A 25,916-nucleotide genomic window follows, 5' to 3' on the forward strand; every position below is an offset into this window, starting at 1 on the left:
ATGTTGGTACTTACCATGTCAATGGGTGCCTATGACGAAGACGAGCACGAGCGCCGCGAAAAGCAGGCCTCGACCGTCGACACCGACTTCGACGACGAGCGAACGATCTATCGCGGTGAAGTCGAGTACGACGCCGGCGACTCCGCCGAGGACCTGCTCGATACGTTCGAGCAGATCAAGTCGAACTAACGGTGATCGATAGACGCCGCCTCCATCGTTTTTCGCCGTCCCTGAACCGTAATCGAGAGCGTCGTGACGATCACGACCGCGACGACGTGACCGACAAGCGTGAGAAGTAACACTGCGTGATCGACGACAAACGGCGCTATCAGCAACTGCACCGCCGCGAAGCCGACGTTTATCGCGTCGATGCGCTGGTAGGCTCGTGTCGATTCCGGCCCGAACTCGTAGGTGACCGCCCGCCACAGTCCGACGACGCTCGCCCACCAGCAGGTCCCGATCCGATAGACCACATCCCAGAGGACGAGCAACGCGAGCCCGACAGCAAGCGCCGGTGGGTCGGCCCCAAAGAGGTCGACCAGCAGCGACGGGTCGCCCTCGCTACTCCGTGGATCGACGACGAACAGGTAGGTGACCAGCGCCACGAACGCGATCACGCCGAGGACGACGTCGATGCTCGAGCCGAACAGCAACCGTCGGTACGCCGTCGGCGTCGGCAGCTCGCGAACGGCCCGGCTGAACCGCAGCATGAGCCAGCTCCCGACCGTCGCGACGACGACGGCGACCGTGCCGGGGACGACCGCCGCCCAGAGGTCGTAGATCGCCGCGACGACGAGGATCGCCGCCTCGAAGCCGAGAAACTGGATGCCGATCGCCGTCCGACTCGAGACGCGTACGCCGGGAATCGTCCCGAGGAGACTCTCGTAGACCCACGTCTCGCCGTACTCCAGTGACTCCGTCATGGTTCGTTTCGGTCCGTCGGTGCTGCCGTCTCGGCGCGGCCGACGCCATCGGTGCTGTCCGACTCGAGCCCGACCGCGCGCCGAACCGCGACGTCGAAGGGCGTCAGTTCGAGATCGACCAGCCGTTCGAGCCGATCGTCCGTGACGACGACGCGGTTGCGCACACCCTCGATCAACGGGTAGGCGACCTCCCTGGGAACGTCGGTGACGAGCCCGACCCAGTGTGCCGAGAGCCGTGGACTCAGGACGGGCACGGAGAGAATGATCGGGCGGCGACCGGTCGCGATCTCGCCGGTTGCAAGCAGCATCTCGCGGTAGGTGAGCACGTCCGGCCCGCCAATCTCGTACGTTTCGCCGGCCGTCGCCGGTCGCTCCAAGATCGCCAGACAGTATGCGATCACGTCGTCGATCGCGATCGGCTGACAGTCGGTGTCGACCCACTGCGGCGTGATCATCACTGGAAGCCGCGTCGCGAGCTGGCGAACCAGCCGGAAACTCGCGCTACCGTCGCCAACGATGATCGCCGCTCTGAGGACAGTCACGTCGGCGCTACCCGCCCGGAGGAGCGTCTCGACCTCCCGGCGCGAGGCGAGGTGACTCGAGAGCGTGTCAGCCTCGTTGCCGAGCCCACTCACATAGATCACGCGCTCTGTGCCGCCCTCGCTCGCGGCCCGTTCGAAGTTCCGTGCGGCGCGCCGATCCCGCTCGGCGAAGTTACCACTGGCCCCCATCGCGTGAATCAGATAGTAGGCGACATCGATGTCCGCCAGCGCGCCCTCGAAGCTTCCGGGCTCGAGGACGTCCCCTTCCACGACGGTGACGCCGGCCGGCGGCTCGTAGCTCGCGGCGTTTCTCACGAGGACCGTCACGTCGTGGGTCGTCTCTCTGAGGAGGGCGGCCACGAGCCGCCGGCCCACGAACCCGGTCGCTCCCGTTACCAGTACGCGCATACCATCCGTTGGGGCTGGATGCGCTTAATGACACGTGCGGCCGTCACCACCCCGATGTCTCGGGCGCACCCCGGTCGCGCTCGACGGCGTCGGCGACCGCCGGCGACGGAACCGCCTCGCCGGCCTCCCGGTAGTGCTCATACCACTCGCGGATCGCGGGGCCGACCCAGGAGTCCCCGACAGTCGGCTCCGCGTCGGTGTCTACTCCCTCGAGCATCCGATCTTTCGCCTGCTCGTAGTGATAGTCGGAGATCGCGAGCGTCCCGGGGCTCGATGCTGCGGCGACCGCGATGGCCTCGGCGCGGTCCCGTCGGGTGAGCGCACTTGCGGCGGCCCGCTCGACGATTCCCTCCAGATCGGCCGGCCGCGGATGACAGAACAGCTTTGCCCCGATCGCCTGCGAGCCCAGTAAGAGGCCATCGGGATCGTCGTGGTCGGCGTCGAGCAGGCGGTCACCGCCGAAGACTGACTCGACGCGCTCACACTCGGTTCCGTGTGCGAGCGCGAGGTTGTGTTCCGGATACGCGCCACATTCGTCGGGAAACAGGTCGTCCTCGTGGATCCGACACTGCAACGTCGTCGGATCGAGAAAGACGCAGGTCGGCAGCCACGCTGGTTCGTCGCGGCCGAACGGGGCTACCGGCTTCGGCGGCTTTCGGAGGCCGATAAAAAAGACCGGTCGGCCCGCGATGGCGGCGACAGTGTGGCCGTCGATCTCGACGCCTTCGCTCTCTCGTGGCGCATCTTCGCTCGAGGTGTCCGAGGAACGTGGTTCCTCGCCCTCGTCGGTCTCACGGGCGTGCCAGAACCGCGGGGTCAGGGCGTCGGCCATCCCCGCCTCGAGAAACGCCCGCACCTCGTCGCGGGTCAGCGGGACGAACGTGGGGTCGTCGTCGAGCGGCTCACGGGACGAGTCGTTCCCGTCCTTGCCCGCGAACGGATTGCGCCGCCGGTGTCCGTGCCCGTCGGCAGCGTCTCGAGCGCCAGGCTCCCCGTCGAGCAGCGCTCGCCAGTCCAGACAACAGCCCGCACAGCCTTCGCAGTTCACCTCCATATGCGGCGCTACATCGCTGTGACCTATAATCGCTGTGCGGGCACTCGCGATCCCGTCTCGAGCGTGCGGTGTCGCCGCTCGGGCGAACGTCTTTCACCATGCGACACCCACACTCGGATATGTCGAAAGCCTCCTGTGACGGCTGTGGCCGAACGGTCACGATTTCGGGCGGGATCGCCAACCTCTGGTCGTTCGGCACCGACGCCGGCACCGTCGGCACCGCGATGACGCTGGAACTCGAGGACGGGACCTCACATCTGCTGTGTTATCCGTGTCTCGAGGCGCTGCCCGACTATCCGACGGCCGAGGACGTCGAGCGACTCGAACAGGTCGACGATGAGACCTCACAACTCGGATCAAAGTAAAAATGTCGTGACAGGGGTGTGGAGGCGATTGTGACGGTACCGCCGCTGCGTCGAAGCGTGTCAACTCGCGACCGCAGCACACAGCCACAATCACGGGGCGGGGAATTGCAACCGCGAGCGGAAGGGGTGGGATTTGAACGCCACGGGGCGAAGTGCCGCCGCGGAACCAGGTGGCACCGCGGTGCTCTACCGCTGAGCGACCCTTCCACACGTCAGTGCGACGGCGGGTTCCGTATTTGTAATCGGCCGACTACCGCCCCCGCCGTCGGCTGCTCCAGATCCGTAGGCGGCTGATACCGACGGGTAGCCGCCGGTTTCATCGACGGTCAGCGGTCTCTGTGACAGGGCCGATTCACAACGGACGCGACGGTCCGCAGCTTTTAGGACGTGGCCGCGCCGTGAGACGAACGGTGAATCCCGAGCGGCTCTTCGAGGAGTTTCCCGCGCCGAGTTACCGCGGGGCACAGAAACAGGCCCTGCGCGACATTCGCGACGCCTTCGCGGCCGACAACGACGTCGTCCTGGTTCGCGCGCCGACGGGCAGCGGCAAGTCCCTGCTGGCTCGCGCCGTCGCCGGCTGTGCCCGGCGGGCCGGCGAGGGCGACCCGAGCGACGCCACAGGTGCCTATTACACGACCCCGCAGGTGTCCCAGCTGGACGACGTTGCGGCCGACGACCTGCTGGCCGACCTCAACGTCATCCGCGGCAAGTCGAACTACACCTGCATCCTGCCCGACGAGCGCGAGACGCCGGTCAATCAGGCCCCCTGTGTCCGCGAGCGGGGCTACGACTGCGCCGTCAAGCACCGGTGTCCGTACTTCTCCGACCGGGCGATCGCGTCGAACCGCGAGATCGCGGCGATGACGCTGGCCTATTTCATGCAGACCGCCGGCAGCGAGGTCTTCCGCAAGCGCGACGTCGTCGTCGTCGACGAGGCCCACGGCCTCGCCGAGTGGGCCGAGATGTACGCGACGATCCAGCTCGGCCCGCGCACGGTGCCGTTCTGGGACGAGCTTCGTGTTCCCGAGGTCGACTCCGTCGAACGTGCCGTCCGCTACGCCGACAGCCTCGCCGGGACTTGCGAACGCCGAAAAGACGACCTGCTCGCACAGGAGACGCTTTCCCCAGCCGACGTGCGCGAACGCGATCGGTTACAGGAACTCATCGGCGAACTCGAGTGGTTCGTCTCCGACTACCGCGATCCGGAGAGCCCGACGACGTGGCTGGTCGACCAGTCCGAACCACGCGATCGCGATGCTAGCGAGGGCGGCGACCCTGCGGGCGGTCCGCTGACGATCAAGCCGATGAACCCCGAGAAGTACCTCCAGCACACCGTCTGGGACCGGGGCAACAAGTTCGCGCTCCTGTCGGCGACGATCCTCAACAAGGCCGCGTTCTGTCGGCAGGTCGGGCTCGAGCCCGATCGAGTCGCCCTGGTCGACGTCGAGCACACCTTCCCCGTCGAAAATCGACCGCTGTACGACGTGACACAGGGGAAGATGACCTACGAGCAACGCGGGGAGACGACGCCGAAGATCGCCCGGACGATCGTCCGACTAATGGCCCGCCACCCCGACGAGAAGGGGTTGATCCACGCCCACTCCTACGACATCCAGGAGCGACTCGCCGACCTGCTGGCCGACTTCGGCGTCGGCGAGCGGATTCGGACTCACGACCGCGACGGCCGCGACGCCGCGCTCGAGGCCTGGAAAGCCAGCGACGAGCCTGCCGTCTTCCTCTCGGTGAAAATGGAGGAGGCGCTGGATCTGAAAGGCGACCTCTGTCGCTGGCAGGTGCTCTGCAAGGCCCCGTTTCTCAACACCGGCGACTCGCGGGTGGCCCACCGGCTCGAAGAGGGCCAGTGGGCGTGGTACTACCGGACGGCACTGCGCACGGTGATCCAGGCCTGCGGCCGGGTCGTCCGTGCGCCCGACGATTACGGCGCGACGTATCTGGCGGACTCGAGTCTGGTGGATCTGTTCGAGCGCGCGCGGACGGACATGCCCGACTGGTTCGCGGCACAGGTCGATCGAATGGAACGGCCGGACCTGCCGGCGTTCGATCCCCAGGCGGCCCTCGACGGAGCCACGGGGACAGCACGATCGGACGATGCGTCGCGCTCCCGTCGCGCCAGTGAGACGGACGCCGGAACCAACTCTGGTAGAAACTCGTCGCGATCGCGACGGTCACGGCGCTCCTCGCGCTCGAGTCCGCTAGCGGACGTCTGGGAGACCGACGAATGACGGCCGGATCGCGGTGGACCTGTCGCGTCGTGGACGTATAGGCATGACCTCGACTCCGGCCCACCGCTGTCGCCGGCATGTGGGGCGAGACGGCCGTCGATCAATTATCTGTCTCGCGGAACATGTTGCACGGTGTGTAACAGTTCGCAGCGGGTGGGATACTGACGGACACCTGGTCTCTCAGGTCCCCGATTCGATCGTTTCGCCGGTTATCTGCTGTGCGTCGTCGCGGAGTCGGCTGTATCGATCGACCGCCCATTCCCGAAGCCGATCGTTCGGACTTTCGAGGGCGACGACGAGGCGGCCCTCGTCGTACGCGCTCAGGATAGTCCGTTCATCGCCGAGCGTCAGTCCGAGCGACGGCGATTCCGGCGTGGCGTACAGTTCGAACGCATCGCTCGAGAGCGACGCACGCAACCGCTCGGGAGACTGTCTCACGACGGCTCGAAGGACTGCCTCCTCGACGACGAGCTCCGTCGGCGTTCCCGTGTCGGCGATCGAGTCGTGTGCAGCCAGCAGTTGTCGGGTGAGCGTCGGTGTGGCGATCCGCAGCCGCGCTCGATCCTCGGCCGTCTCGAGGGCCGCGAGCCGGTCGCCGTACCACTCGAGGGGATACTGCGGGTTCGTCTCGGCCGGTGTCGCCAGCCGCGCCTCACACAGCCACTCGAGGTCGAGTTCCGCAGCCGCCGCGCCGGCGTGAGTACAGAACGGCTCGAGTCGCTCGAGGGTTTCGAGCCGGCTCCGTGCGCGCTCGTACGTTCGCAGTGCCAGCTCGCCGATCGCGGTCGCTTCGTAGCCGCCGTCGATCCGTCGCGCCCAGTCGCGTTTGACCAACTCTGAGAGCGTCCGGTGGACGGTCGTCCGGGAGACGTCGGCGACCGAAACCAGCTCGGCCGGCTGGGCGGTGCCGTCGACGAGTCGCTCGAGAATCGTGGGCCGAACGGTCGAGCCGGAGAGATAGCGCAGCGCACGTGCTGGCTCGTCGGACATCTAGTTGCCAGACTGACTAGTCTGTAGTAAACCCTTACGATTGACGGCTGCCTGTCACGATCCCGTCTTAAAAGATAGCCGTCGCGCCCCAGGCGACCATCGAGGACACCATGAGGAACGCGAAGACGAGCGCGATGACCTGATTCTTGTCCATAGTCGACGACAGCAGGCCCGCAAGTATCAATGTCACGACCGGAGGCGGGCCACCTAGTCGAACCTGGCGTCGACGACGACGTGTTCGACGCCCGCGCTGTGGCTTTTTATCCGTCGCTTCTCGAGGATCTCGAGGTCGCGGTCGGCCGCGTCGGCGGCCCGCTCGAGTCGGGCGAGCGGTCGCTCCCAGAGCCGCGACTCGGGCGTCGCCTCGTGGTAGTGGACGACGCCGCCGGGAACCAGTACCTCGAGCGCGTCGGGGAGAAACTCGTGTGCTTCGTCGGTTCGCGTGCCCGCTTCCTCGCTGTCGCCATCCGAACTGCCGTAGTACCCCATGACGACGCGATCGGCTTCGAGGTCGCCGGTGAGGTCACGGCAGTCGGACATGTAGGCGTCAACTCGATCACTGACGTCGTTGAGCATGGCGTTCTCGAGCAGGTAGCGAAACGCCGTCGGGTTGAGTTCGGTCGCGGTCACCTGTGCGCCGGCCCGCGCCAGCGGCAGCGTGAAGTAGCCAATACCGGCGAACATATCGAAGACGCGTTCGTCGTCGCCGACGACCTCGCCCATCCGGGCGCGCTCGGCCTGATTCCCCGGCGAGAACATCACTTTCGTGGGATCGAGACCGTACCGGGTGCCGTGTTCGGTGTGGATCGTCTCCGTGTCGCTGCTCCCGGCGAGCAATCGCGTGCGGGGCTCGCGGTAGGTGCCGGCTGTGCCGTCGTTTGCGATCCCCTCGTCGGCCAGTACGCTATCGGCCTCGCCGTGTAACTCGAGCAGGGCCTCGCCCACTGCCGTCTCGTCGGGACAGTCCTCGGGCACGGTCACGAGGATCACCGAGCCGATCACCGCCCACGAACCTGGGGCTGCCTCGAGGTCGCCGTCGCTCCAGCCCCGCTCGGCCAGCAGATCCTCGAGATCGGGATTCCGGGGCTCGGGATCGAGTTGCCGAACGACCTCGAGAACCCGTGTTTCAGCCGGTGGCTCCGTGACAGGCAGGGCGACCCTCTCGGGACCGTCCTCACGCACGCGCCGCGACTCGTCGTAGACGTCTTCGGCGCGCAGCGACTCGATCGCCGTCTCCGTCCGCCGTTTGTCGACGATCGCTGCCAGCGGCGCGTCCGCGTTCGCTTGTTCGAGGACGGCGTCGGCGATCGGCTCAAGGTCGGGGTCCGTCTCGCTTGCGGACCCGTCGTCCGCGTCCTCAGTCATCGCGCTCGTCGGGCAGAATGTGCAGTCCGGCTCGGCTCTTCAACACAGGCACCGTCTCGGCCTCGGGATCGAAGTAGTCCGGTCGCGCGACGGTTTCCGCCTGGAAGGTCTCGGGGTCGAGTATCTGCACCGCGTTGTCGTCTTCGACCGTGACGACCGTTGCCTCGGTCGCGTCCTCGAGGGCGCCGAGTTTCCGTGCGTCGGGTGAATTACCCTCCTCGTAGCTCGCCTCGTAGCGCTCGCCGGTCGTGACGCGGATGCCCTTGAGGTTCCCGTGGGCGCTGCGGACGAGGACGGGACCGCCGTCGTCGTCTGCGAGGGCGATGACGTCGCCGGGCGTGTACGGCGGCAAGCGGACAGCGAAGGTGACCCGATAGACCTCGTTGCCGTCTTCGTCTTCCGTGACGAGCGTTTCGGCGTCGTTGACGGTGCCGCCGAACTCCTCGATCATCTTGTTCGAGATCTTCTTGCCGATCTTGTTCGTCGAGACCTTGATGTTCAGCCCGTCGTCGGTCTCGCCGACCTCGGTGACGAAGGCGTTGCGGTCGCCCGTGGCCTCCATGTCCGCGACGGTCTGGTTTGCGATTTCCTTTGCCCGATCCATCTCGTCGCTCGTCGGGGTGCGGTCCTCGGCGCGGATCTGGACGATGCTGGCGTAGTAGTCGCCGGCGATCCGCCCACACCGCGTACAGGTCTGGCGGGCGATCTTGACCGGCACCGTCACCTGCTCGTCGACCGGCGTCCCACGAACGACGCCCGTGAAATAACAGTGCATCCGGATCGTGTTCTGGTCGACCTGCTCGGGATCGATCTGCCAGGCGACGTCTTCGACGTCGACGTGGACGGCAAGCGCCTGACTGACCTCCTCGATGGCGATGTCGGTGTAATCTTCCGCACCGACGTCGACCCACCGGTTGCCGCGGTAGACCGCCCCACACTGGGCACAGACGCGAACGTCGATCCGGTCCGGCGCATCCACGAAGTCGAAGTCCTCGAAGTAACACGAATCGCAGAGTTCGACCTCCGCACCGGGCCGCAACGGATCGTTCGCGTCGCTCGCCGATCGCTCGGGCACCGCGTCCCCACACCGGGGACAGAACGCACGCGACTCACTCATTGTCCCTGTTTGGGATCTCACGGAGTTAAGCGACCCGTCTTGACCCGCTGCGCTTGCCCACTCGTGTCGCTCGTTCGCTCGAGACGGCGGAATCGGGGCGGCGAACGCGGCAGACGCTCGTCGGACGGCCGCTCGGTTCGAGCGCGTCAGACGTGATCCAGTCACACGGTCTCCATCCGAAACGAAGGGGTTCGATCGTCGCTGCGAGAATAGGGTCGCCTCGCGGCGGGTCCGGTGGTGATACTTATTCCGTCGCGTCCCGTAATTGACGATATGAACTGGCAGGCGGACTGGGGACTGCGCTTTCGGATGTTCGTGACGATGTTTCTGTTGTTTGCGCTGTACATCGTCTTCGCCGGCGTGATCACCGCCTACGTCGGCGGCGGACTGCTGGTGTTCGCGCTGTTCTTCGGCGGGTTCTCGCTGGTCCAGTACTACTTCAGCGACACGCTTACGCTGCGGAGTATGGGCGCGAAGACGGTCTCGCGCGACGAGTATCCGCAACTGCACGCCTCGATCGAACGGCTCTCACAGCAGGCCGACCTCCCGAAACCCAAAGTGGCGGTCGTCGACTCGAGCGTGCCAAACGCCTTCGCGACCGGGCGCAACCAGCGCAACGCGGCCGTCTGCGTGACGACCGGCCTCATGAACACGCTCGAGCGAGACGAACTCGACGGCGTCCTCGCACACGAACTCGCCCACGTCAAGAACCGTGACATGATGGTGATGACGATCGCGTCGTTCCTCTCGACGATCGCGTTCATGATGGTCCGCTGGGGAGCCTTCTTCGGTGGCGGGCATGGCCGTGGCCGGCAGGGCGGGGGCGGCGGCATCGTCGTCGCAATCCTCGTCTCGCTGGTCGTCTGGATCATCAGCTACCTGCTGATCCGGGCGCTTTCCCGGTACCGCGAGTTCGCCGCCGACCGCGGCGCGGCCGCGATCACCGGGAACCCATCGGCACTGGCCTCCGCGTTGCTGAAGATCTCGGGCCAGATGGACAAGGTCCCCAAAGACGACATGCGCGAGGAGGCCGAGATGAATGCCTTCTTCATCATCCCGATCAAGTCCGGCGTCGTCGGGCGACTCTTCAGCACGCATCCGCCGACCGAACGGCGCGTCGAACAGCTCCGCGAACTCGAGCGCGAAATGCAGTCCTTCTAAGGGTTCCCGGCGCTCACAGGACCTATGGGACTGCTGGATGGGCTCCGCGCCGTCCTCGGGATGCGTGCCGAGACCGACGCCGGACGCGACGCCGACCCCGACGACCTCTTCGGGATGAGCACCGCCTACCTCACGATGGAGGCCGACCTGGGCTACGAGTCGCTCGACGTCGGTGCACTCTGCTTTTCGGGCGTCGACTCGGCCGACTTCCGGGACGCCGTCGACGAGGTCGAGGCGATTCTGGAAGCCGGGCAAGAAGAGACTGGGACCGGCTTCTCGGTTACGTCGGACGACCACGGCTACCAGTGGGTCGTTCTCGAGGACGACGACCCGGAGGACCTCATTACGAGTATGCACTTCGCTGCGGACACGTTCATCGAACACGGCTACGGCTCGCGGCTGCTCGCGGCGGTGTTTGCCTATCGGGACCGCGATGGCCCCGCCTACTGGATCTACTCCTTCCGGCGCGGCCGCTTCTATCCGTTCGTCCCGCAAGCCGGCCGCGAGCGCGATTCGAGTGCAGAGTTCTCCCTCGAGTCTGCGCTGGACGGCGAACTCGAGATCGAACGCGAGAAGGAGTACTGGTACCCGCTCTGGCCCAGCGAGGGCGGGACCCACCCCTGGGAGTGAGGTCGGTGAGCGATGCCACCCCGTTACCCGGTTTTCGCGTTCCGGCTGATGGACTCCCAAATCGTGTTGGGAACACCGGTATTGCAGTCCGGTGGTTAGAGACAAGTACGCGACAGGAAGCCACATCATCATCATCACAACTGCGCCATACACCAGTTGCTCCTGCTTTCCGTTTCCTGTCGCGCCGTTTCCGTTCAGTGAGCCGGTGGCTCGAGGAACGCCGGTCGTCGTTCCTACCGGCTGGCAATGTCGTGGATTGACAAGTCGAAAACGCTGTAAATTGAACCAAAAACTCGACCGGACGGATGTCCGCTCGAAGCGCAGCCGACGTGCGCGTGATACACGTGGATACTCAGCCCAGCAGGTTGTTGAGCGTCATCGCGATGAAAAAGAGGATCACGAGTTCGTTGATAACCCACGAGTTCGCGTCCATCCAGTTGCGCGCCTCCGGAAGGAAGGTCTCGGCGCGCTCACTGAAGGCGACAAGCGTCAGCGATGGGAGTGCAAGCACCAGGAGCGTACACAGGATAAACGGGATAGCCTCGAGCAACGACGCACCGCGGGCCGCCAGATAGGAGCCGACGGCGACCGACGTGAGGATGTCGGTCGGAAAAAATCCCATCAGGAGAAAGCCGAGTCTGAACGAAAACCGCGGTGTTGCGGTCTCGAGTTTGCCCATCCATCGCGGCGGTTCCGACGTCTCTCTCGTGAGGTAGGTGTGAACCGCCGCGAGCACGAGCGCGACGAGGACGATCGCGCTGAGCGTTGTATTCGATTGACCCTGTTCGGTCACACCCGCGCTTAATTCGTACGCAATCGTGACGACGAGCGAGATCGAGATGGCTGCACCACCGACGAACGCGGCCGAGTTTTGCCGCCAGCGGTCGCTCGTCGCGAGGAAGATGGCACTGAGGATCTGCGGGCCCGCGATCATCACGAACACCATCGGCAACACCTCGAGAAATCTCATGTCTCGCTCACCGACGCAGTGCGTGTCGACCCGTCAGAAATCGACCGACAGGCTGCTGTCGGTGACAGCCAGCGGCCACCGCCGGAACCGCTCCCGCCCGACGGTGCTCGCGTGGATCGCTCGCCGGTCGTCAGGGAACACATCGAAGCGATGTCGACTGTCTACCACTGCAACCGTGGTTAAATCTTGGCTGTGTGGCTCGTGCCGAGAATGCGAGCAGCGCGTGCTCCCCATCCATTATATCGGTGGGGTCGGTAGCCGCATGCAGTGACTGAGTGGAACCAGTACAAGGGTGACTCGCAGCACTCCGGCCTCCGGCGTGACTTCGAGGGTCCTGCCCGCGTCACCGAGGCATGGACTGCCGACCTCGTCGGCCCGCCGGGGTCGCCAGTGTGCGATCGCGACACCGTCTACCTCGGCACGGCTCGTGGGAACTGCTACGCGCTCGAGGCTGAGACGGGCCGCCGCCGGTGGGTCTTCGAGACGACGGCCGCGACCGACGCGACACCGGTCGTCACTCGCGACCGACTCTACGTGGGGACCGGCGACGGACTGATCTCCGCGCTCGATCCCGCTACCGGGGAGGAGGAATGGCAGGCCGAGCTGTCGGCCGAACTCGAGTCCAGCCTCGCGCTCTCGAGTGGCCGACTCTATGCCGGCCACGCCGACGGGCTGACTGCGCTCGCGGCCGAGACGGGGGCGGAACTGTGGACGTACGAGACCGAGTCGGCAGTCGCTGGCACCCCAGCGGTCGCCGACGGACGGGACGTGGACCGACGCGGATCGACGCAGCCCACGCTCTCGGAGCCGGGCGAGACGGCCCTGTTCGAGGACGATCGGCTGTCGGAACCCGACCAGCGGTGGATCGACGAGCGGGTGTTCGCCGGCACTGCGGACGGGACGGTGTTCGCGCTCGAGGCCGAGACCGGCGAGCAGGCCTGGGCTGCGCCGACCGGCGGCGCGGTCGCGACCGGGCCAACGGTCGCCGCAGATCGGGTTTACGTCGCAGACGACGCGGGCACGATGCTCGCACTGGACGCCGCTACCGGCCAGACGTGGTTCACTTACGAGATACAGGGCGGGTTCACCACGTCACCAACCGTGCTCGCGGCCGCCGAGACGACGTTCGTCGGCGCGACGGACGGCTACTGCCACGTCACCGACACGACCGTCGGCCGGCGCAAACTGCGCGGCTGGCTGTTCTCGCGCAAAGGCGTCGAACTCGACGGCCCGGTTCGCTCGTCGCCCGTCGTCGCCGGCGATGTGTGCTGTGTCGGCGACGCGAGCGGCTCGCTCTACGGAATCGCCGTCGACGATGCTGAACCGATCTGGCACGTCGCTCTCCCGGACGCCGTCAGCGGAACGCCCGCGGTCGAACCCGGCCGACTCTTCGTCGGCAGCGACGACGAGCGGCTCACCTGTCTCGAGTGGGACACGGACGGACCGCTGCGCTGAGACGCCCACATCGATTCCTGCCTACGAGATGCGTCTTCCCTGATAACGCTAGTGCATCCGTTTCGGAGCACCCCGGCGCCTTCCTGCACTTTCACTTTCACCCTCCTGTTAACAAGGGTTTATGGGGGGTCCGGCACAACGGGGGAGTATGCCCGAAGCAGATCTCGAGACGCTCCCCGGCGTTGGACCGGCGACCGCAGACAAACTCCACGACGCAGGCTTCGACTCTTTCCAGAGCCTCGCCGTTGCTTCTCCTTCCGAACTCTCGAATACGGCCGACGTCGGCGAGTCTACCGCATCGGACATCGTCCGCGCCGCCCGAGACGCCGCCGATATCGGCGGCTTCGAGACCGGCTCGACGGTCCTCGAGCGCCGCAACGAGATCGGCAAACTCAGCTGGCACATCGACGAGGTTGACGACCTGCTGGGCGGCGGCATCGAAACGCAGTCCATTACCGAGGTCTACGGCGAGTTCGGCGCCGGCAAGTCCCAGGTCACTCACCAGATGGCCGTCAACGTCCAGCTCCCGAAGGAAGTCGGTGGCCTCCACGGCTCGTGTATCTTCGTCGACAGCGAGGACACCTTCCGCCCCGAGCGGATCGACGACATGGTACGGGGGCTACCGGACGAGGCGATCGACGCAGCCCTCGAGGACCGCGAAATCGAAGGCTCGGCCGCTGACGAGGACGCCGTCGACGAACTCGTCGAGGATTTCCTCGAGAAGATCCACGTTGCGAAGGCGTTCAACTCCAACCACCAGATGCTGCTGGCCGAGAAGGCGAAGGAACTCGCGGGCGAACACGAGGAGTCGGAGTATCCTGTCCGCCTGCTCTGTGTCGACTCGCTGACCGCTCATTTCCGTGCGGAGTACGTCGGTCGTGGCGAACTCGCGGACCGCCAGCAGAAGCTCAACAAGCACCTCCACGACCTCGATAAGGTCGGCAACCTCTACAACTGCGCCGTCATCGTCACGAATCAGGTCGCGTCGAACCCCGACTCGTTCTTCGGCGACCCGACCCAGCCCATCGGTGGCAACATTCTGGGCCACAAGTCGACGTTCCGGATCTATCTGCGCAAGTCCAAAGGCGACAAGCGGATCGTCCGCCTGGTCGACGCACCGAACCTCGCCGACGGCGAGGCCGTCATGCGCGTGCAGGACGAGGGCCTGAAGCCGGAGTAAGCGGTCCAACGCCAGTCTCTCCCCGACTAGAACCAGCGGCGGCCGTTTCTCTCACGATTTGATCGCCGAGCGACGACTGTCACCGTCTCGAGACTGACTGCTGTCTCTCGGGCAACCGCTCGAGGCCGTTGCTATCACGGCAGAAAACGGATGCAGGAACAGCGGAACGCGAAAACGGCGTCCTTAATCGTCTTCGGTCGTGGTCTTGTCGACGTCGAGGTCGCCCTGGTAGATCTCCGCACCGTCTTGGGCGACCTTCTCGGCTAAGACCGCACACTTGACCCGCATCGGTGAGATGTCGACGCCGAGCATGTCGATCACGTCGTCACGGTCCATCTCGAGTAACTCGTCGACGCTCTTGCCCCGGAGTTCGCCCGAGAGCATGCTGGCGGAGGCCTGGCTGATCGCACAGCCGTCGCCCTGGAAGGCGACCTGTTCGATCGTCTCCTCGTCGTCGTCGAGTTTGACGTCCATGCGAATCTCGTCGCCACACATGGGGTTCTCGCCGATGTGGGTGAATGTGGGATCCTCGAGTTTCCCGTAGTTACGCGGGTTCTTGTAGTGGTCGAGGATCTGCTGTCGGTACATATCGGAGCCCAGTCCCATCGTTGGATACGAATAGGCCAGTGAGTTGTAAAAGGGTTCCGGGGCTGAAACCGGGGTTCGCATCGGTCTTCGACGGATTCAGACTGACCCGTCGACCTCTCTGTCGAAGCGCTCGAGGAAGTCCCGAACGAACGCCACGCGGTCGATGGCGAGGTCGTGACCCACGTCGGTGTGCAGCCGCGCTGGTAACTCGAGAAGCTTCTTGGAAACGTGATTGTACTGAGTCGCGCCGGCATCGGTGTCGTCCTCGGTGACCGGACGGGCTGGGTCGTAAATCGGTGAGCCGATCGCGCCACCGTGGGCGAACGTCCGAGCGATGCCGACCGCGACCAGCGCGTCGAGGTCGTCCGCGTCGGCGACGACCTTCGCCTCCGGCGTCGCGGGCTCGACGTCGTTCGAATACCTGTGGGCGCGAATGCAGTGCTGGACGCGTTCGATCGTCTCCGCGTCGGCTCCGCAGTCGCGCAGAATCGTCCCGGCTTCCTGTGCACCCCACTGCGCATGATCGTCGATCTCGCCGTGGTCCTCCCGCGTTCGGCCGATGTCGTGGAGGACGACGGCGAGTCGAACCACGCGCTCGTCGACCGGTTCCGGATGGCGCTCAGTGAGTGTCTCGGCGAGGGTCTCGACCCGCTGGACGTGGTGCCAGTCGTGGGCCGGCGGTGCGTCCTCGAAATAGGTGCGAGCGCGAGTTCGGACTGCCTCGAGCATCGCCGCTCGTGTTTCGCCGGCCGGCTGATAAACGCGTCACTCTCAAGTACGGGGTCACTGCGACTGCTTCTGAACGATCGCGAACCAGAACTCTTCGACGGATCGGACGAACTCGACGAATTCCTCCGGCTCGATCGGCTTCCGCATGTAGGCATCCGCCTCGAGGCCGTGGGATCGGACGATCTCTGCGCCCGCATCCGAACTCGTGAGCACGACGACGGGAATTTCGTCGAGCGACGGCTCGTTTTTCAGTTCCGAGAGGACGTCCATTCCGCGTTTGCCGGGGAGCTGTGGCTCGAGCAAGACGATATCCGGGCGCGGTTCGTTCGCGTACTCGCCACGCTGATGGACGAACTCGAGCGCGGACTCCCCGTCGGAGACGGTATGGATGGTGTTGAGCAGTTTTGCATCACTGAAATTCTCCTCGAAGAGGCGACTGTCGCCGGGGTTGGGTTCGACCAACAGGATATCGATCGGGTCGGCCGAGTACTCGCCGTCCGTAGTCATCTGTGACACGTTTCGTGTGCGTCGATAAAACACTGCGGTCACGACGATTGAACAGTCATGGCCTTCGAATCCAACCGATTGGTCGATAGTGGGCGCTCGAGTGAGCGCGCACGTAAACTAAAACGCTGACGGCCTGGCAAGAACTTCGTTCGGGAAGAGATCTACGAAGCGGCGACGCCGCTTCGAGCCTTGCTTCGCACGCTCGGCAAGACGTCCACGTCTCCTTGCAGTCAGTGTTCGCTCACCCGAACAACTGACGCGCATCGTCGATGGCTGCAACCAGCTTGTCGACCTCAGCTTTCGTGTTGTAGACGTAGAAGGAGGCTCGAGCGGACGCTGCAACCCCCAGTTTATCGTGCAGCGGCTGGGTACAGTGGTCGCCGGCGCGGATCGCAACCGCGTAGTCGTTCATGATCGAGGCCAGGTCGTGGGCGTGGACGCCGTCGACGTTGAAGCCGACGAGGCCGGCCCGCTCCGGGCCGGGTTCGGGGCCGTAGATCTCCACGTCGGATTCGGCCGCGAGTTGCTCGTAGGCGTACCGGGTGATCTCTTCTTCGTGGGCCTGGATCCGTTCCATGCCGATCTCCTCGAGCCAGTCGATTGCGGCGACGAGGCCGACGGCCTCGGCGATCTGGGGCGTGCCGGGTTCGAACTTCCAGGGGAGGTCGTCCCAAGTCGAGTCCTCGAAGGTGACCTTGCGGATCATGCCGCCGCCGTAGAGGTAGGGTTCCATCTCCTCGAGGAGTTCTTGTTTGCCATATAGGACACCGATCCCGGTGGGGCCGGCCATCTTGTGGCCGGAGAACGCATAGAAGTCGGCGTCGATCGCCTCGACGTCGACGGGGCGGTTGGGGACGGCCTGTGCGCCGTCGATGAAGGCAAGGGCGTCGTGATCGTGGGCGATGTCGACGAGGTCGGCAACGGGGTTGACGGTGCCGAGCGTGTTCGAGACGTGAACCGCCGAGAGCATCGCGGTGTCGTCGGTGATGCACTCGCGGGCGTGATCCATGTCGAGTCGCCCGTCCTCCGTTACCCGGATGTACTTGACGTCAGCCCCAGTTTGCTTGCCGATCTGTTGCCACGTGACCAGCGAGGCGTGATGTTCCATCTCCGTCAGCACGATCTCGTCGCCGGGACCGAGTTCGTTCAGCCCCCATGCGTAGGCCACCAGGTTCTCGGCTTCGGTCGTGTTCTTCGTGAAGATCACTTCCTCGCGCCCGTCAGCGCCGATGAACTCGGCGACGCGGTCGTGGGCCTCCTCGTAGAGGATCGAGGCCTCCTGGCTCAGGTGATGGATCCCGCGGTGGACGTTGGCGTTCGACTCGCGGTAGTAGTCGCTCATCGCGTCGACGACCGGATCGGGTGTCTGGGTCGTCGCCGCGTTGTCGAGGTAGACGACCTGCTCGCCATCGAACTCCCGCTCGAGAATCGGGAACGCCTCGCGGATCGCCTCGACGTCAAGCGACTCGAGGTTCTGTTGACTCATTGGTGACTAGGATGGACCGCACACAAAACACTCCTTCGGTCCGGCGAGACTTGCTGCTCCGGAGGCGCGAAGAATCGGCTCATCGTGTCGTTGTGGTCGGCTCTGGGATCGCGTGCGACCAGTGTGTCCAGCCGCGTCCGCCAGTGTACTGTCGCGTCGATCGGACGCTGTTCGGAACGGAGGGGAAAGGGGGGAAGTGGGATGGGCGGTCGGGAGGTGACGGCAAGGGGTGGGGAGAGGGGGGTACGCTGGTGGGCCCCTTGCCGCAGTACCCTCTTGGAGCCCCCCAGGGAAACCAGTACTTCCAAATAAATTTGGACCGACGAGCCGGCAGGCATCGAACTGGGGGCTATCGTTCCGGCGGTTCGCTGACGATCGACGGCTGCGTGTTCCGAAGCAGCAGTTCCGTGTACCGTGCGAGAAGCCACGCGATGGCGTTGAACAGGTGCAAGACGACGAGGCCGACCAGGACGCCGACCGCCGAAACGACGAGCGCTGCCGGCACCGAGTCGACGTACAGCGAAATCAGTTCGCCGTCGGCGAGCGAGAGCGTGATCGGGGAGATGTCGATCGTCCAGCCCTCGTGTCGGTACGTGAACTCGGGGACGAACTCGATCGCGTCGCCGAGGTGGATGCCGACCCGCTGATCCCGGTAGTGAAGCGGTGCGGCGACCAGCGTGTACGTGAACGTCGTCCCGACGACGAGACAGACGAACGAGGCGATCCCGATCACGAACTTGCTGAACAGGTAGCCGACGCCTTTCCACGTCCCGCGATCGACGACAACCCGACGGGCTCGCTCGCGGAGCCCCTCGGCCGGGTCGGCCGTCGGGATGGCGGTTCCAAGCAACCGATCGGCGAGTCGCCGCTCGAGTGCGCTCAACTCGATCGTGGCGACTAGCGTACAGAACGCGATTGGAATCCCGAGACAGCCCACGACGAGCGCGAGCGGAATCCCGGCGACCAGAAGCGCGACCGGCTCCGTTCTACCGATGTCGACGACGGCGAAAGCGAGCCCGATCGGGATCGCGAAGCCGGTCACGAGGACCGTGACGTAGCCGATCCCCAGCGGAAACGAGAGGAAAAGATACGCTATGTTGGCGTACGTCCGTTTCCGAGCAACGACGCCGACAAACCAGCGGATGCCGTCACGAGCGCGCTCGAGAGCGGTCCCGTCAGTCGAGCGTTGTGTCATGGACATAGCTATCAGTTGGGCCGCCTGAACGAGCGAACGATCGCGACGAGTCCGAGCAGGTGACAGGCGGTAACGACCAGCAACACGGTCGCGTCGGTCGCGTCGGTCACTCGATCGATCGTATGCGAGAGCACGAACGGCACCACCGTGAGAAAGGCGACGCCGATCGCCAGAAACAGCATGGGCCGGCTGTCGTTGCGGGTGTAGCCGCGATAGGCCGTCCACGCGACGACGGTGCCGAGGACGGCGCTCGTCATACCGACGAAGAAGATCGTCGTCGACTCGTCGAGGCCGAGGACCGTCGTCTCGAGGGGCGCAGCGGCGACACCGTCGACGAGTGCGGCGGTGCCTGAGACGGTCATCGACCCCACCTCGACTGCGCCTGCTCGAGCGCGGGGGCTAAGAATCGGCCCGGCGGTAATCGATCCGGCCGCGTCACGGGCGGCCGTAGACGGTATAGAGGATCGCAGTGAGTCCCGCGATCTCGCTCGCGGTTGCGAGGACGGTCGTCGTCAGCGAGGACGCACCGACCAGCGTCGGGAGTAGGAACCGGACGGCCGTCGGCACGGCAGCCAGGAGCGCGATTCCGAGTGCGAGCCAGAGCAACGGCGGGCGGCGAGCCTCCCGATAGCCGTCGTAGGCGCGTTTCGCGATCCAGCAGGCGATCACGAACGCGATGGCCTGTCCGACGAAGACGGCGATCGCGATCGATGCGTTGCCGCCAGTGACAGTTTGGAGGACAGGCCCGGCCATCGTGATCACAGGTCCTCGAAAAGCCGCGTGAACCGGTCTGCGGGGTCCTCCTCGCGGCGGTACACGTCGATCTCCATCGAACCCTCGGCGATCTCGATCGCCACGCGCTCGAGTCGCGTGCTGTAGGTCTTGTAGTGGTGTCCATCGGGATCGAGCTCCTGGTAGGTCTCGAGGAACCCCTCGGCTTCGAGCCGATCGATCCGGCGGTAGATCGTCGGCGGGGAGGCGTCACAGCGATCGGTGAGTCGATCGACTGACATCGGTTCCTCGCTGGCTGCGATGAGGATCCGGCGAGCGTACTCGTCGTCGAGCAACGCGAGCACCTCCTGGTCCCCATCGTCGGTCATCCTGTTGGTCGTATGCCAGGAAGATATAAAAGCGTCCACAGTTTCACGGTCGGAAACTGTGACTGCCGGCCTATGTGCCCGTCCGATGTAGCACCGATCGGAATGCCCGCGATAGAGACCTCCGGTTTGACGAAGGAGTATGGCGAGCTCACCGCTGTCGACGACCTCGACCTCACTGTCGACGAGGGCGAGGTCTTCGGCTTTCTGGGTCCGAACGGGGCCGGGAAGTCGACGACGATCGACATGCTACTGGACTTTACGCGGCCGACGGCCGGCTCGGCCACGGTCTTGGGATACGACGCTCAGGCCGAAGCCGACGCGATCAGTCCTCGTGTCGGCGTCCTCCCCGAGGGGTTCGACATCTATCCGCGGCTCTCGGGCTGCCGGCACGTCGAGTTCGCGATCGAGACGAAAGATGCCGCCGACGATCCAGCCGAGATTCTCGAGCGTGTCGGGCTCTCGGCCGACGACGCCGCGCGGCCGGCCGGCGACTACTCGAAAGGTATGTGCCAGCGCCTCGCGACTGCCATTGCGCTGGTCGGCGACCCTGACCTGCTGATCATGGACGAGCCCTCGAGTGGGCTCGATCCCAACGGCATCCGTGAAATGCAAGAGCTCGTCCGCAGCGAGGCCGAACGGGGGACGACCGTCTTCTTCTCGAGTCACATTCTCGAGCACGTCGAGGCGGTCTGTGACCGCGTCGGCGTCCTGACTGACGGCGAACTCGTCGCCGTCGACACGATCGACGGCCTCCGCGAGCGCCTCGGCGGCGGCGCGACGATGACGCTCACGCTCGCCGGTCCCGCCGCCGACGTGCGCGCGGTCGCCGACGGAGTACAGGGGGTCACCGAGGCCATCGCGTCCGGCCGCACCCTCGAGTGTACGATCGCCGACCCGGCCGCGAAGGCGCGGCTGGTGACTGCACTCGCTGCTGATGGGGCGACGGTTCGCGATCTGCGGATCGAAGAGGTCTCGCTCGAGTCGCTGTTTACCGCGCTGACTAACGGCGACGCGGATGGCCCGACGGCACAGGCTGGAGCAGCCGATGCGACCGCGACGAAACCGGAGGTGGCACGATGACCTCGCACATTCCGACCGTCGCCCGCAAGGAGTTCGCTGACGCCGGCCGGTCGAAACTCCTCTGGTCGTTGATCGGACTCCTTGTCGGAATCGTCGCCGTCGGCTACGTCGCGATCTGGCAGACGGTCGACGAAACCACCGCTGCCGAGGTGCTGAGCTTCCTCGGGGTCCCACTGCAGGTGATCCTGCCAGTTGCCGCGCTGATCGCTGGCTACATGGCCGTCGTCGGTGAGCGCCGTTCGGGGAGCATCAAGCTCCTGCTCGGCTTGCCGCCTAATCGAACCGACGTCGTCGTCGGCAAACTCCTCGGTCGCATGGGCGTCGTCGGACTGGCTGTCGGGCTGGCTTTCCTCGTCTCGCTGGTCCTCGGGATCGCCCTCTTCGGCTCGATCCCGATCGTCGACTGGCTCGGCTTCGCCGCCGTCTCGCTGCTGTTCGGGCTGACTTTCGTCGGGCTAGCCGTCGGCGTCTCCTCGAGCGTCTCCACACGGGGCAAATCGATGGCCCTCGTCGTCGGGCTCTACATGGTCTTTGTCGCCCTCTGGGAGCTGCTGACTGCCGGGCCCTACTACCTCATCTACGATGAGTCCGTTCCTGTCGAGGCCGAGACGTGGTATCTGGTGCTCGAGCAGTTCAACCCGATCTTCGCGTATTCCAACCTGGCCAGTGCCATCCTCGAGAACGCGGTCGTTCCCTTCCGGTTCCAGTACGGCCTCCAGGAGATGGAAGCTGCCGGCATGACGCCGGCCGAGCGCTATCCGGGGGACGCGCCGTTTTACTTGCAGGACTGGTTCGGCGTCGTCGTCATGCTGTGCTGGCTGATCGTCCCCGTCGCGATCGGCTACTACCGGTTCCAGCGGACGGATCTCTGATAGATAGCTGCCATTGTCGGTACCGACCTGACGATATTTCGCTCACTGGATCACTGTGTCGATCGCCTACTCGTGGCGATTCCTGACCGCTTCTTCGTGGGCTTCTCTGCATCGAGATTTTTGGGTTGCCCTGCTGTCTGAATGCGGATAGCTAGTATTTTACCAACCAGTTGTAGTTAATTATATACCCCTATAGGAAAAGAATCAGGGTGAAACGGAATGGGATACACAGGTATACGATCGAATTCGGAGTCGCGGGCGGAGCAAACCGACGACTCGCGGAGTCGTCGGTCCCGATCGCCGATGTCGAACACGAGAGCGCAGTCGAACGCGAGGCCGACTGGCACGTCGCCGACGCCGGCTCGAGCGGCCATCGAGCAACGGTATGGCCTCGAGTTGTACGCCCCCGGGCAGGAAGTCCAGATCCAGCGGTTGGAACAGGCCTGCGGTCCCGCGGAGGTCCAGGGCTGGGTCGACGAGGGAATGCCGGTCGAACTCATGGGGAAGCCGGTGGATATGGATGCGTTCCGTGAGCGTCAGGCCGAGCGACCGGCGGCGGTACCACGAGATATCGAGCGCCAGAACGCGGCGTCGGTCCAGCGCAGCCGCGAGGCACAGTACGAGACCGACCGAGCCGGGGACACGAGTGTGCCCGCGTCAGTACGAGATGTCCTCAGCACACCTGGCCAGCTGCTGGACGGCGGCATCCAGCGCGCGATGGAAGAGCGGATGGGTGATTCCTTCGGTGACGTACGGGTTCACGCCGATGCGACCGCCGCAAAGGCCTGCGATGAGATCAACGCGCGGGCGTTCACCGTTGGCAATCATATCGCGTTCAACCACGGCGAGTACGACCCCGAGTCGCCAGAGGGACAGCACCTTCTCGCTCACGAACTCGCACACGTTCGCCAGCAGACCGGGGCCGCGATCAGCATGATGCCCCAGAAAGGCAGTGGACTCGAGATCGATCCCGATCCGCGACTTGAGCGCGAGGCCGAAGAGGCGGCCAAGCAGGCGATGGCCGACGGTCCGGTGACGATCAATCGGATGGGGACGGAGGTGCACATCCAGCGCATGCCCGAGGCCGAGCAACTTCAGACGGCCCGTGAGGAGGCTGCGTCCCGGAATGACGGGATGTTACTCGCACAAACGGTGTCACGACTCGAGGAACGTGTATCCTCGATCGAGGAGATGGTCACCGGCGACGATTCGGTGATGAACAGCGTCGGCAAGGCCCTCTCTCAGGGTGCTGTCGGCGCGGTAGGTGGCCTGCTCGGGGGCGTTGCTGGTACCATGGTCTCGCCTGGCCTCGGTACGATCGGTGGTACTGCGGTCGGGCAGGAAATGGCCAAAGGAATGGCTGGCGATGTTACCAAGACGCTTACTGGCCAGGTCTACGACGTGGGATCGGATTTCGTGGCTGAGAAAGGACGCCAAGCAAGATTGTTCCTTGAACAGCTTATCGAAGAAAAGGTTAACAAAGCTCTTAACGGATCTGACTATGGCGGCGACTCACGGGGGCTTAGCTAGCATGGAAGCTACGATCACTGGCGAAGATGATGTCCGCGTTGGTCTTCATGTGAAAGACAATAATGAAGAAAAACACAGAATTGAGATGGAGTTCGACGGAGAAATAAAATTCCATCAGTGCGATGCGTACGCTACCAAAGCGGCCGACCGATCTCCAGAAGAAAACGAGTACAACGAACAAGCTCGGAAGTTCGCTCGGTATTACGTCTACATCGAGCGGGGGTACGACACGATGCCACCGATGGATCATCCCGAGCGCATCAACGCCGTCAGACTCACTGTTCAGGATCTCGATGACGACCGGTTTGACGAATTGTTTGGTGATCTCTACAACCAGCTACGGAGTTACTACGACTTCGACGCCGAACGACCGATACCCGTTCCACCGCTTGCATCAAGCTCTGATAGTGTCCTCTACCGACAGAACGTGTATCTCGGCGTCGATCCACTCGAGACGGAGTTGACTGATGTCGCCGAGGACATGGCGACCGCTTACGGGCTGGATCTGTCGAACCCGTCGGTAAAAGAGCAACCACTGAACACACTGTCTGCTGGTGCAATCGCTGACTGGATGTCATTCGCCGCGGATCTCGTTGACCGGGCCGACGAGCAAGAGATCGACCTCTCCGACGGTGCCTATATTGATGCCGTATCCACGCTCTATACGTCGTATCTCGACAATGACGGTGCACAACACACTGCCGAGCCGGACACAGATCCGTTCGAGCGCGAACCGGACACGTTGATCGAGTTACCACCGATCGATCCCGGCCCGCTCCCGGAGTTCCGCGAGTACCTGGACCATCATCTCAAATGCCAGATTCGGGACTGTTTCGTCCGCATGGGTGTCGAGCCACCCGAGGAATTCCGGGTGCTTGGGAATGGGCGACTCGACGCAACGGCTGCCTACAAGCTCTTGGACATGTATCCGAGATATCACGACCCCGACGCACAGCGCTTGCTCGGGTAAGAAGCGACCTCGTCTTCTGTTTCCGAACAGATTCCAATGTGCGGGTGTTTACCGTGCAATCACGGTGAGCACCCCGAGTGTCCCGACGGCCAACACATCCTCGCACGTGTCCGCCAGCAGACTGGCGCGGATACCAGAATGGTGCTTCAAGCGGATACCCGGTTGAAAATCGCGCGTCCGCAGGAATGGATCGGCGCTGACGATTACTGCATCCGCAACAACTGTGCGTGCAGCGTCGTGCCGACCTCGAGAACGTTCGCCTCGTCGATAAAGCCCTCCTCGACGGCGAGTTCAACGGCGCGGGTGCCGACGATGTTGGCGACGTCTGCCTGCGCGAGGCTTTCGATGACCGCACCTTCCTCGACCGCGTCGCCGCCGTAGAACTCTTCGGTGACGGTCAGCGAGAGTTCACCTTCCTCGAACGTCTCGCCGAGGACCTCCTCGTCGCAGACGGCGACCAGTAGCCCTTCCTGGGTCTGTCGTTCGTTGACGATCATTCGTTACTCGAGTTCCCACTCGCGGTCGTCGTCCTCGCGCTCCTCGGCGTCGCCGCCGCCGAGCCCGCCGAGTCCGAGGTCGTCGAGGTCGATGTCACCCCGTTGTGGTGGCTGCCGGCCTGCGCCGCGACCGCCGCGTCCAGCGCCAGCACCGGCCCCGCGACCGGCACCTCCGCCGGCGCCGCCCGGTCCCTGGCCGTACAGCTCCTCGCGGTCGTCCATCATCTCCTGTTCGGCCCGTTCGCGCATCTGATTTGCCTCCTCGGCGAGTTCCTCGGCCTGGTCGTACTCGCCGAGTTCCTCGAGGATCTCGGCTTTTTCTTCGATCACCTTGGCGTTGCGCAGCCCCAGTCGGATCGCGTTGTCGATGCAGTTGAGCGCCTCCTCGGCCAGCCCGCGCTCCGAGAGGAAGAAGGCACGGTTGAACCAGCCGGCGGCGAAGCGCTCGTCGATCTCGACGGCGCGTTCGGCGTGTTCGAGGGCTTCGGAGGTCTCGCCGAACTCCCAGAGCGCGTACGCGAGGTTCGTCTCGGCGGTCGCGGCGTGTTCGCTCGAGTCGTCGATCCGCAGGGCCTCGCGGTGGGCACCGATCGCTTCGTCCCACTCCTCGAGTTCGCCGTGGGCGACGCCCTTGTTTACCCAGGCCTCCTGTGCGAGTTTGTCGTCCTCGGCGAAGCGAGCGGTCCGCTCGAAGGCGTCGGTGGCCTGCTCGTAGCGGTTGATCTGCATGTAGTTCAGGCCGACGTCGAGCAACTCGGCGGCGTCGACGGCGTCTCGATCGATGTTGTGCTCGTCTAACGTGTCAGTGACGACGCGGGAGTCGACGGGGTCGACCTTCGCCGGGTCGACACCCAGCTCCGGCGGGTCCAGGTCGAACTCCTCGTAGGGATCGCCGAATCCCTCTCCCTCGGAGAAGCGATGGTCGCGCTCGTCGTCTCGGTCAGTCATTAATTGAATGT

29 protein-coding genes and 1 tRNA gene are annotated in these 25,916 nt (G+C 64.6%); 11 read left to right on the plus strand and 19 right to left on the minus strand.

Annotation, left to right across the window (positions count from 1 at the left end):
- Window positions 1-15 precede the first annotated feature (15 nt).
- Window positions 16-189, plus strand: a complete 174-nt coding sequence (locus tag ACFR99_RS17785) for a DUF5786 family protein (RefSeq protein ID WP_249361448.1) — start codon at window positions 16-18, stop codon at window positions 187-189.
- On the opposite strand, the gene ACFR99_RS17790 is transcribed toward ACFR99_RS17785, so the two are convergent.
- The 3 genes from ACFR99_RS17790 to ACFR99_RS17800 are packed head-to-tail and all read right to left on the minus strand — an operon-like array spanning window position 186 to window position 2,927.
- Window positions 186-923, minus strand: coding sequence for a DUF7530 family protein (locus tag ACFR99_RS17790; protein ID WP_390290270.1), 738 nt, complete (start codon window positions 921-923; stop codon window positions 186-188). The genes ACFR99_RS17785 and ACFR99_RS17790 overlap by 4 nt on opposite strands.
- Entirely contained in the window at window positions 920-1,873 is a 954-nt protein-coding gene (locus ACFR99_RS17795; protein ID WP_390290273.1) for an NAD(P)H-binding protein, read from the minus strand. Before ACFR99_RS17795 ends, ACFR99_RS17790 begins: the two co-directional genes overlap by 4 nt.
- A 43-nt stretch (window positions 1,874-1,916) precedes the next feature.
- Window positions 1,917-2,927, minus strand: a complete 1,011-nt coding sequence (locus tag ACFR99_RS17800; protein WP_390290276.1) for a YkgJ family cysteine cluster protein — start codon at window positions 2,925-2,927, stop codon at window positions 1,917-1,919.
- Window positions 2,928-3,046: 119 nt separating this feature from the next.
- Here ACFR99_RS17800 and ACFR99_RS17805 point away from each other — a divergent pair, with 119 nt between their 5' ends.
- Complete coding sequence (locus tag ACFR99_RS17805) at window positions 3,047-3,292, plus strand: DUF7561 family protein (RefSeq protein ID WP_390290279.1); 246 nt, start codon at window positions 3,047-3,049, stop codon at window positions 3,290-3,292.
- Window positions 3,293-3,410: 118 nt separating this feature from the next.
- Here the strand turns inward: ACFR99_RS17805 and ACFR99_RS17810 are convergent.
- Window positions 3,411-3,499: transfer RNA gene (locus ACFR99_RS17810), tRNA-Gly, on the minus strand.
- A gap of 203 nt (window positions 3,500-3,702) precedes the next feature.
- Between ACFR99_RS17810 and ACFR99_RS17815 the strand changes: the two genes are divergently transcribed.
- Entirely contained in the window at window positions 3,703-5,535 is a 1,833-nt protein-coding gene (locus ACFR99_RS17815) for a helicase C-terminal domain-containing protein (RefSeq protein ID WP_390291295.1), read from the plus strand.
- A 180-nt stretch (window positions 5,536-5,715) separates the two neighbouring features.
- Here the strand turns inward: ACFR99_RS17815 and ACFR99_RS17820 are convergent, their stop codons facing one another.
- From ACFR99_RS17820 to ACFR99_RS17835, 4 genes are all read right to left on the minus strand, one after another.
- Window positions 5,716-6,525 carry a helix-turn-helix transcriptional regulator gene (locus ACFR99_RS17820; RefSeq protein ID WP_390290282.1) on the minus strand — a complete coding sequence of 270 codons (810 nt, stop codon included), beginning with the start codon at window positions 6,523-6,525 and terminating at the stop codon, window positions 5,716-5,718.
- A 67-nt stretch (window positions 6,526-6,592) separates the two neighbouring features.
- Window positions 6,593-6,715 (minus strand): hypothetical protein, encoded by a 123-nt coding sequence (locus ACFR99_RS17825; protein ID WP_390290285.1) that lies wholly within the window; start codon window positions 6,713-6,715, stop codon window positions 6,593-6,595.
- A gap of 17 nt (window positions 6,716-6,732) precedes the next feature.
- Complete coding sequence (locus ACFR99_RS17830) at window positions 6,733-7,890, minus strand: class I SAM-dependent methyltransferase (RefSeq protein ID WP_390290288.1); 1,158 nt, start codon at window positions 7,888-7,890, stop codon at window positions 6,733-6,735.
- Window positions 7,883-9,007, minus strand: coding sequence for a 60S ribosomal export protein NMD3 (locus tag ACFR99_RS17835; RefSeq protein WP_390290291.1), 1,125 nt, complete (start codon window positions 9,005-9,007; stop codon window positions 7,883-7,885). The genes ACFR99_RS17830 and ACFR99_RS17835 overlap by 8 nt, the downstream gene beginning before the upstream one ends.
- A 273-nt stretch (window positions 9,008-9,280) precedes the next feature.
- Here ACFR99_RS17835 and htpX point away from each other — a divergent pair, with 273 nt between their 5' ends.
- Both htpX and pspAB read left to right on the plus strand, forming a co-directional pair.
- Window positions 9,281-10,168, plus strand: coding sequence for a zinc metalloprotease HtpX (gene htpX, locus ACFR99_RS17840; protein WP_390290294.1), 888 nt, complete (start codon window positions 9,281-9,283; stop codon window positions 10,166-10,168).
- Window positions 10,169-10,192: 24 nt separating this feature from the next.
- Window positions 10,193-10,798 (plus strand): PspA-associated protein PspAB, encoded by a 606-nt coding sequence (gene pspAB, locus ACFR99_RS17845; RefSeq protein WP_390290297.1) that lies wholly within the window; start codon window positions 10,193-10,195, stop codon window positions 10,796-10,798.
- A 352-nt stretch (window positions 10,799-11,150) separates the two neighbouring features.
- Here the strand turns inward: pspAB and ACFR99_RS17850 are convergent, their stop codons facing one another.
- On the minus strand, window positions 11,151-11,768 hold the full coding sequence (locus ACFR99_RS17850; RefSeq protein WP_390290300.1) for a GAP family protein: 618 nt from the start codon (window positions 11,766-11,768) through the stop codon (window positions 11,151-11,153).
- A gap of 267 nt (window positions 11,769-12,035) precedes the next feature.
- On the opposite strand from ACFR99_RS17850, the gene ACFR99_RS17855 reads away from it, so the two are divergent.
- Window positions 12,036-13,223, plus strand: coding sequence for an outer membrane protein assembly factor BamB family protein (locus ACFR99_RS17855; protein ID WP_390290303.1), 1,188 nt, complete (start codon window positions 12,036-12,038; stop codon window positions 13,221-13,223).
- 148 nt (window positions 13,224-13,371) lie between these two features.
- Window positions 13,372-14,403 carry a DNA repair and recombination protein RadA gene (gene radA / locus ACFR99_RS17860; RefSeq protein WP_390290306.1) on the plus strand — a complete coding sequence of 344 codons (1,032 nt, stop codon included), beginning with the start codon at window positions 13,372-13,374 and terminating at the stop codon, window positions 14,401-14,403.
- 183 nt (window positions 14,404-14,586) lie between these two features.
- On the opposite strand, the gene sufU is transcribed toward radA, so the two are convergent.
- From sufU to ACFR99_RS17900, 8 genes are all read right to left on the minus strand, one after another.
- Complete coding sequence (gene sufU / locus ACFR99_RS17865; protein WP_390290309.1) at window positions 14,587-15,009, minus strand: Fe-S cluster assembly sulfur transfer protein SufU; 423 nt, start codon at window positions 15,007-15,009, stop codon at window positions 14,587-14,589.
- 78 nt (window positions 15,010-15,087) lie between these two features.
- On the minus strand, window positions 15,088-15,720 hold the full coding sequence (locus ACFR99_RS17870) for an HD domain-containing protein (RefSeq protein WP_390290312.1): 633 nt from the start codon (window positions 15,718-15,720) through the stop codon (window positions 15,088-15,090).
- A gap of 54 nt (window positions 15,721-15,774) precedes the next feature.
- Complete coding sequence (locus tag ACFR99_RS17875; protein ID WP_390290314.1) at window positions 15,775-16,227, minus strand: response regulator; 453 nt, start codon at window positions 16,225-16,227, stop codon at window positions 15,775-15,777.
- A gap of 241 nt (window positions 16,228-16,468) precedes the next feature.
- Window positions 16,469-17,713, minus strand: coding sequence for an aminotransferase class V-fold PLP-dependent enzyme (locus ACFR99_RS17880; protein WP_390290317.1), 1,245 nt, complete (start codon window positions 17,711-17,713; stop codon window positions 16,469-16,471).
- Window positions 17,714-18,062: 349 nt separating this feature from the next.
- Window positions 18,063-18,914, minus strand: a complete 852-nt coding sequence (locus ACFR99_RS17885; protein ID WP_390290319.1) for a sensor domain-containing protein — start codon at window positions 18,912-18,914, stop codon at window positions 18,063-18,065.
- A gap of 5 nt (window positions 18,915-18,919) precedes the next feature.
- Complete coding sequence (locus ACFR99_RS17890) at window positions 18,920-19,270, minus strand: DUF7521 family protein (protein ID WP_390290322.1); 351 nt, start codon at window positions 19,268-19,270, stop codon at window positions 18,920-18,922.
- A gap of 73 nt (window positions 19,271-19,343) precedes the next feature.
- On the minus strand, window positions 19,344-19,661 hold the full coding sequence (locus tag ACFR99_RS17895) for a DUF7521 family protein (protein ID WP_390290325.1): 318 nt from the start codon (window positions 19,659-19,661) through the stop codon (window positions 19,344-19,346).
- Window positions 19,662-19,666: 5 nt separating this feature from the next.
- A complete protein-coding gene (locus ACFR99_RS17900) occupies window positions 19,667-20,008 on the minus strand; it encodes an ArsR/SmtB family transcription factor (RefSeq protein ID WP_390290328.1) in 342 nt (113 codons plus the stop codon).
- A gap of 102 nt (window positions 20,009-20,110) precedes the next feature.
- On the opposite strand from ACFR99_RS17900, the gene ACFR99_RS17905 reads away from it, so the two are divergent.
- The 4 genes from ACFR99_RS17905 to ACFR99_RS17920 all read left to right on the plus strand — a co-directional run bounded on the left by ACFR99_RS17905 (window position 20,111) and on the right by ACFR99_RS17920 (window position 24,460).
- Window positions 20,111-21,088 (plus strand): ABC transporter ATP-binding protein, encoded by a 978-nt coding sequence (locus ACFR99_RS17905; protein WP_390290331.1) that lies wholly within the window; start codon window positions 20,111-20,113, stop codon window positions 21,086-21,088.
- On the plus strand, window positions 21,085-21,960 hold the full coding sequence (locus tag ACFR99_RS17910) for an ABC transporter permease subunit (RefSeq protein ID WP_390290334.1): 876 nt from the start codon (window positions 21,085-21,087) through the stop codon (window positions 21,958-21,960). The genes ACFR99_RS17905 and ACFR99_RS17910 overlap by 4 nt, the downstream gene beginning before the upstream one ends.
- Before the next feature lie 303 nt (window positions 21,961-22,263).
- Complete coding sequence (locus ACFR99_RS17915) at window positions 22,264-23,490, plus strand: eCIS core domain-containing protein (RefSeq protein ID WP_390290337.1); 1,227 nt, start codon at window positions 22,264-22,266, stop codon at window positions 23,488-23,490.
- 1 nt (window position 23,491) lies between these two features.
- Entirely contained in the window at window positions 23,492-24,460 is a 969-nt protein-coding gene (locus tag ACFR99_RS17920; RefSeq protein ID WP_465260908.1) for a DUF7958 family protein, read from the plus strand.
- 203 nt (window positions 24,461-24,663) lie between these two features.
- On the opposite strand, the gene ACFR99_RS17925 is transcribed toward ACFR99_RS17920, so the two are convergent.
- A complete protein-coding gene (locus tag ACFR99_RS17925; RefSeq protein ID WP_008013754.1) occupies window positions 24,664-24,957 on the minus strand; it encodes a DUF424 domain-containing protein in 294 nt (97 codons plus the stop codon).
- A 3-nt stretch (window positions 24,958-24,960) separates the two neighbouring features.
- Window positions 24,961-25,905 (minus strand): tetratricopeptide repeat protein, encoded by a 945-nt coding sequence (locus ACFR99_RS17930; RefSeq protein WP_390290343.1) that lies wholly within the window; start codon window positions 25,903-25,905, stop codon window positions 24,961-24,963.
- Window positions 25,906-25,916: the final 11 nt, after the last annotated feature.

It is taken from the genome of Haloarchaeobius amylolyticus (assembly GCF_042678045.1).
Classification (GTDB): domain Archaea; phylum Halobacteriota; class Halobacteria; order Halobacteriales; family Natrialbaceae; genus Natrinema; species Natrinema amylolyticus_A.

Coding starts and splice junctions, on each gene's coding strand:
- ACFR99_RS17800 (WP_390290276.1), bottom strand. CDS start 2,927: ATGGAGGTGAACTGCGAAGGCTGTGCGGGCTGTTGTCTGGACTGGCGA.
- ACFR99_RS17905 (WP_390290331.1), top strand. CDS start 20,111: ATGCCCGCGATAGAGACCTCCGGTTTGACGAAGGAGTATGGCGAGCTC.
- ACFR99_RS17835 (WP_390290291.1), bottom strand. CDS start 9,007: ATGAGTGAGTCGCGTGCGTTCTGTCCCCGGTGTGGGGACGCGGTGCCC.
- ACFR99_RS17895 (WP_390290325.1), bottom strand. CDS start 19,661: ATGGCCGGGCCTGTCCTCCAAACTGTCACTGGCGGCAACGCATCGATC.
- ACFR99_RS17910 (WP_390290334.1), top strand. CDS start 21,085: ATGACCTCGCACATTCCGACCGTCGCCCGCAAGGAGTTCGCTGACGCC.
- pspAB (WP_390290297.1), top strand. CDS start 10,193: ATGGGACTGCTGGATGGGCTCCGCGCCGTCCTCGGGATGCGTGCCGAG.
- ACFR99_RS17930 (WP_390290343.1), bottom strand. CDS start 25,905: ATGACTGACCGAGACGACGAGCGCGACCATCGCTTCTCCGAGGGAGAG.
- ACFR99_RS17820 (WP_390290282.1), bottom strand. CDS start 6,525: ATGTCCGACGAGCCAGCACGTGCGCTGCGCTATCTCTCCGGCTCGACC.
- ACFR99_RS17785 (WP_249361448.1), top strand. CDS start 16: ATGTCAATGGGTGCCTATGACGAAGACGAGCACGAGCGCCGCGAAAAG.
- ACFR99_RS17875 (WP_390290314.1), bottom strand. CDS start 16,227: ATGACTACGGACGGCGAGTACTCGGCCGACCCGATCGATATCCTGTTG.
- ACFR99_RS17870 (WP_390290312.1), bottom strand. CDS start 15,720: ATGCTCGAGGCAGTCCGAACTCGCGCTCGCACCTATTTCGAGGACGCA.
- ACFR99_RS17880 (WP_390290317.1), bottom strand. CDS start 17,713: ATGAGTCAACAGAACCTCGAGTCGCTTGACGTCGAGGCGATCCGCGAG.
- radA (WP_390290306.1), top strand. CDS start 13,372: ATGCCCGAAGCAGATCTCGAGACGCTCCCCGGCGTTGGACCGGCGACC.
- ACFR99_RS17920 (WP_465260908.1), top strand. CDS start 23,492: ATGGAAGCTACGATCACTGGCGAAGATGATGTCCGCGTTGGTCTTCAT.
- sufU (WP_390290309.1), bottom strand. CDS start 15,009: ATGGGACTGGGCTCCGATATGTACCGACAGCAGATCCTCGACCACTAC.
- ACFR99_RS17885 (WP_390290319.1), bottom strand. CDS start 18,914: ATGTCCATGACACAACGCTCGACTGACGGGACCGCTCTCGAGCGCGCT.
- ACFR99_RS17925 (WP_008013754.1), bottom strand. CDS start 24,957: ATGATCGTCAACGAACGACAGACCCAGGAAGGGCTACTGGTCGCCGTC.
- ACFR99_RS17805 (WP_390290279.1), top strand. CDS start 3,047: ATGTCGAAAGCCTCCTGTGACGGCTGTGGCCGAACGGTCACGATTTCG.
- ACFR99_RS17900 (WP_390290328.1), bottom strand. CDS start 20,008: ATGACCGACGATGGGGACCAGGAGGTGCTCGCGTTGCTCGACGACGAG.
- htpX (WP_390290294.1), top strand. CDS start 9,281: ATGAACTGGCAGGCGGACTGGGGACTGCGCTTTCGGATGTTCGTGACG.
- ACFR99_RS17830 (WP_390290288.1), bottom strand. CDS start 7,890: ATGACTGAGGACGCGGACGACGGGTCCGCAAGCGAGACGGACCCCGAC.
- ACFR99_RS17890 (WP_390290322.1), bottom strand. CDS start 19,270: ATGACCGTCTCAGGCACCGCCGCACTCGTCGACGGTGTCGCCGCTGCG.
- ACFR99_RS17790 (WP_390290270.1), bottom strand. CDS start 923: ATGACGGAGTCACTGGAGTACGGCGAGACGTGGGTCTACGAGAGTCTC.
- ACFR99_RS17915 (WP_390290337.1), top strand. CDS start 22,264: ATGTCGAACACGAGAGCGCAGTCGAACGCGAGGCCGACTGGCACGTCG.
- ACFR99_RS17795 (WP_390290273.1), bottom strand. CDS start 1,873: ATGCGCGTACTGGTAACGGGAGCGACCGGGTTCGTGGGCCGGCGGCTC.
- ACFR99_RS17850 (WP_390290300.1), bottom strand. CDS start 11,768: ATGAGATTTCTCGAGGTGTTGCCGATGGTGTTCGTGATGATCGCGGGC.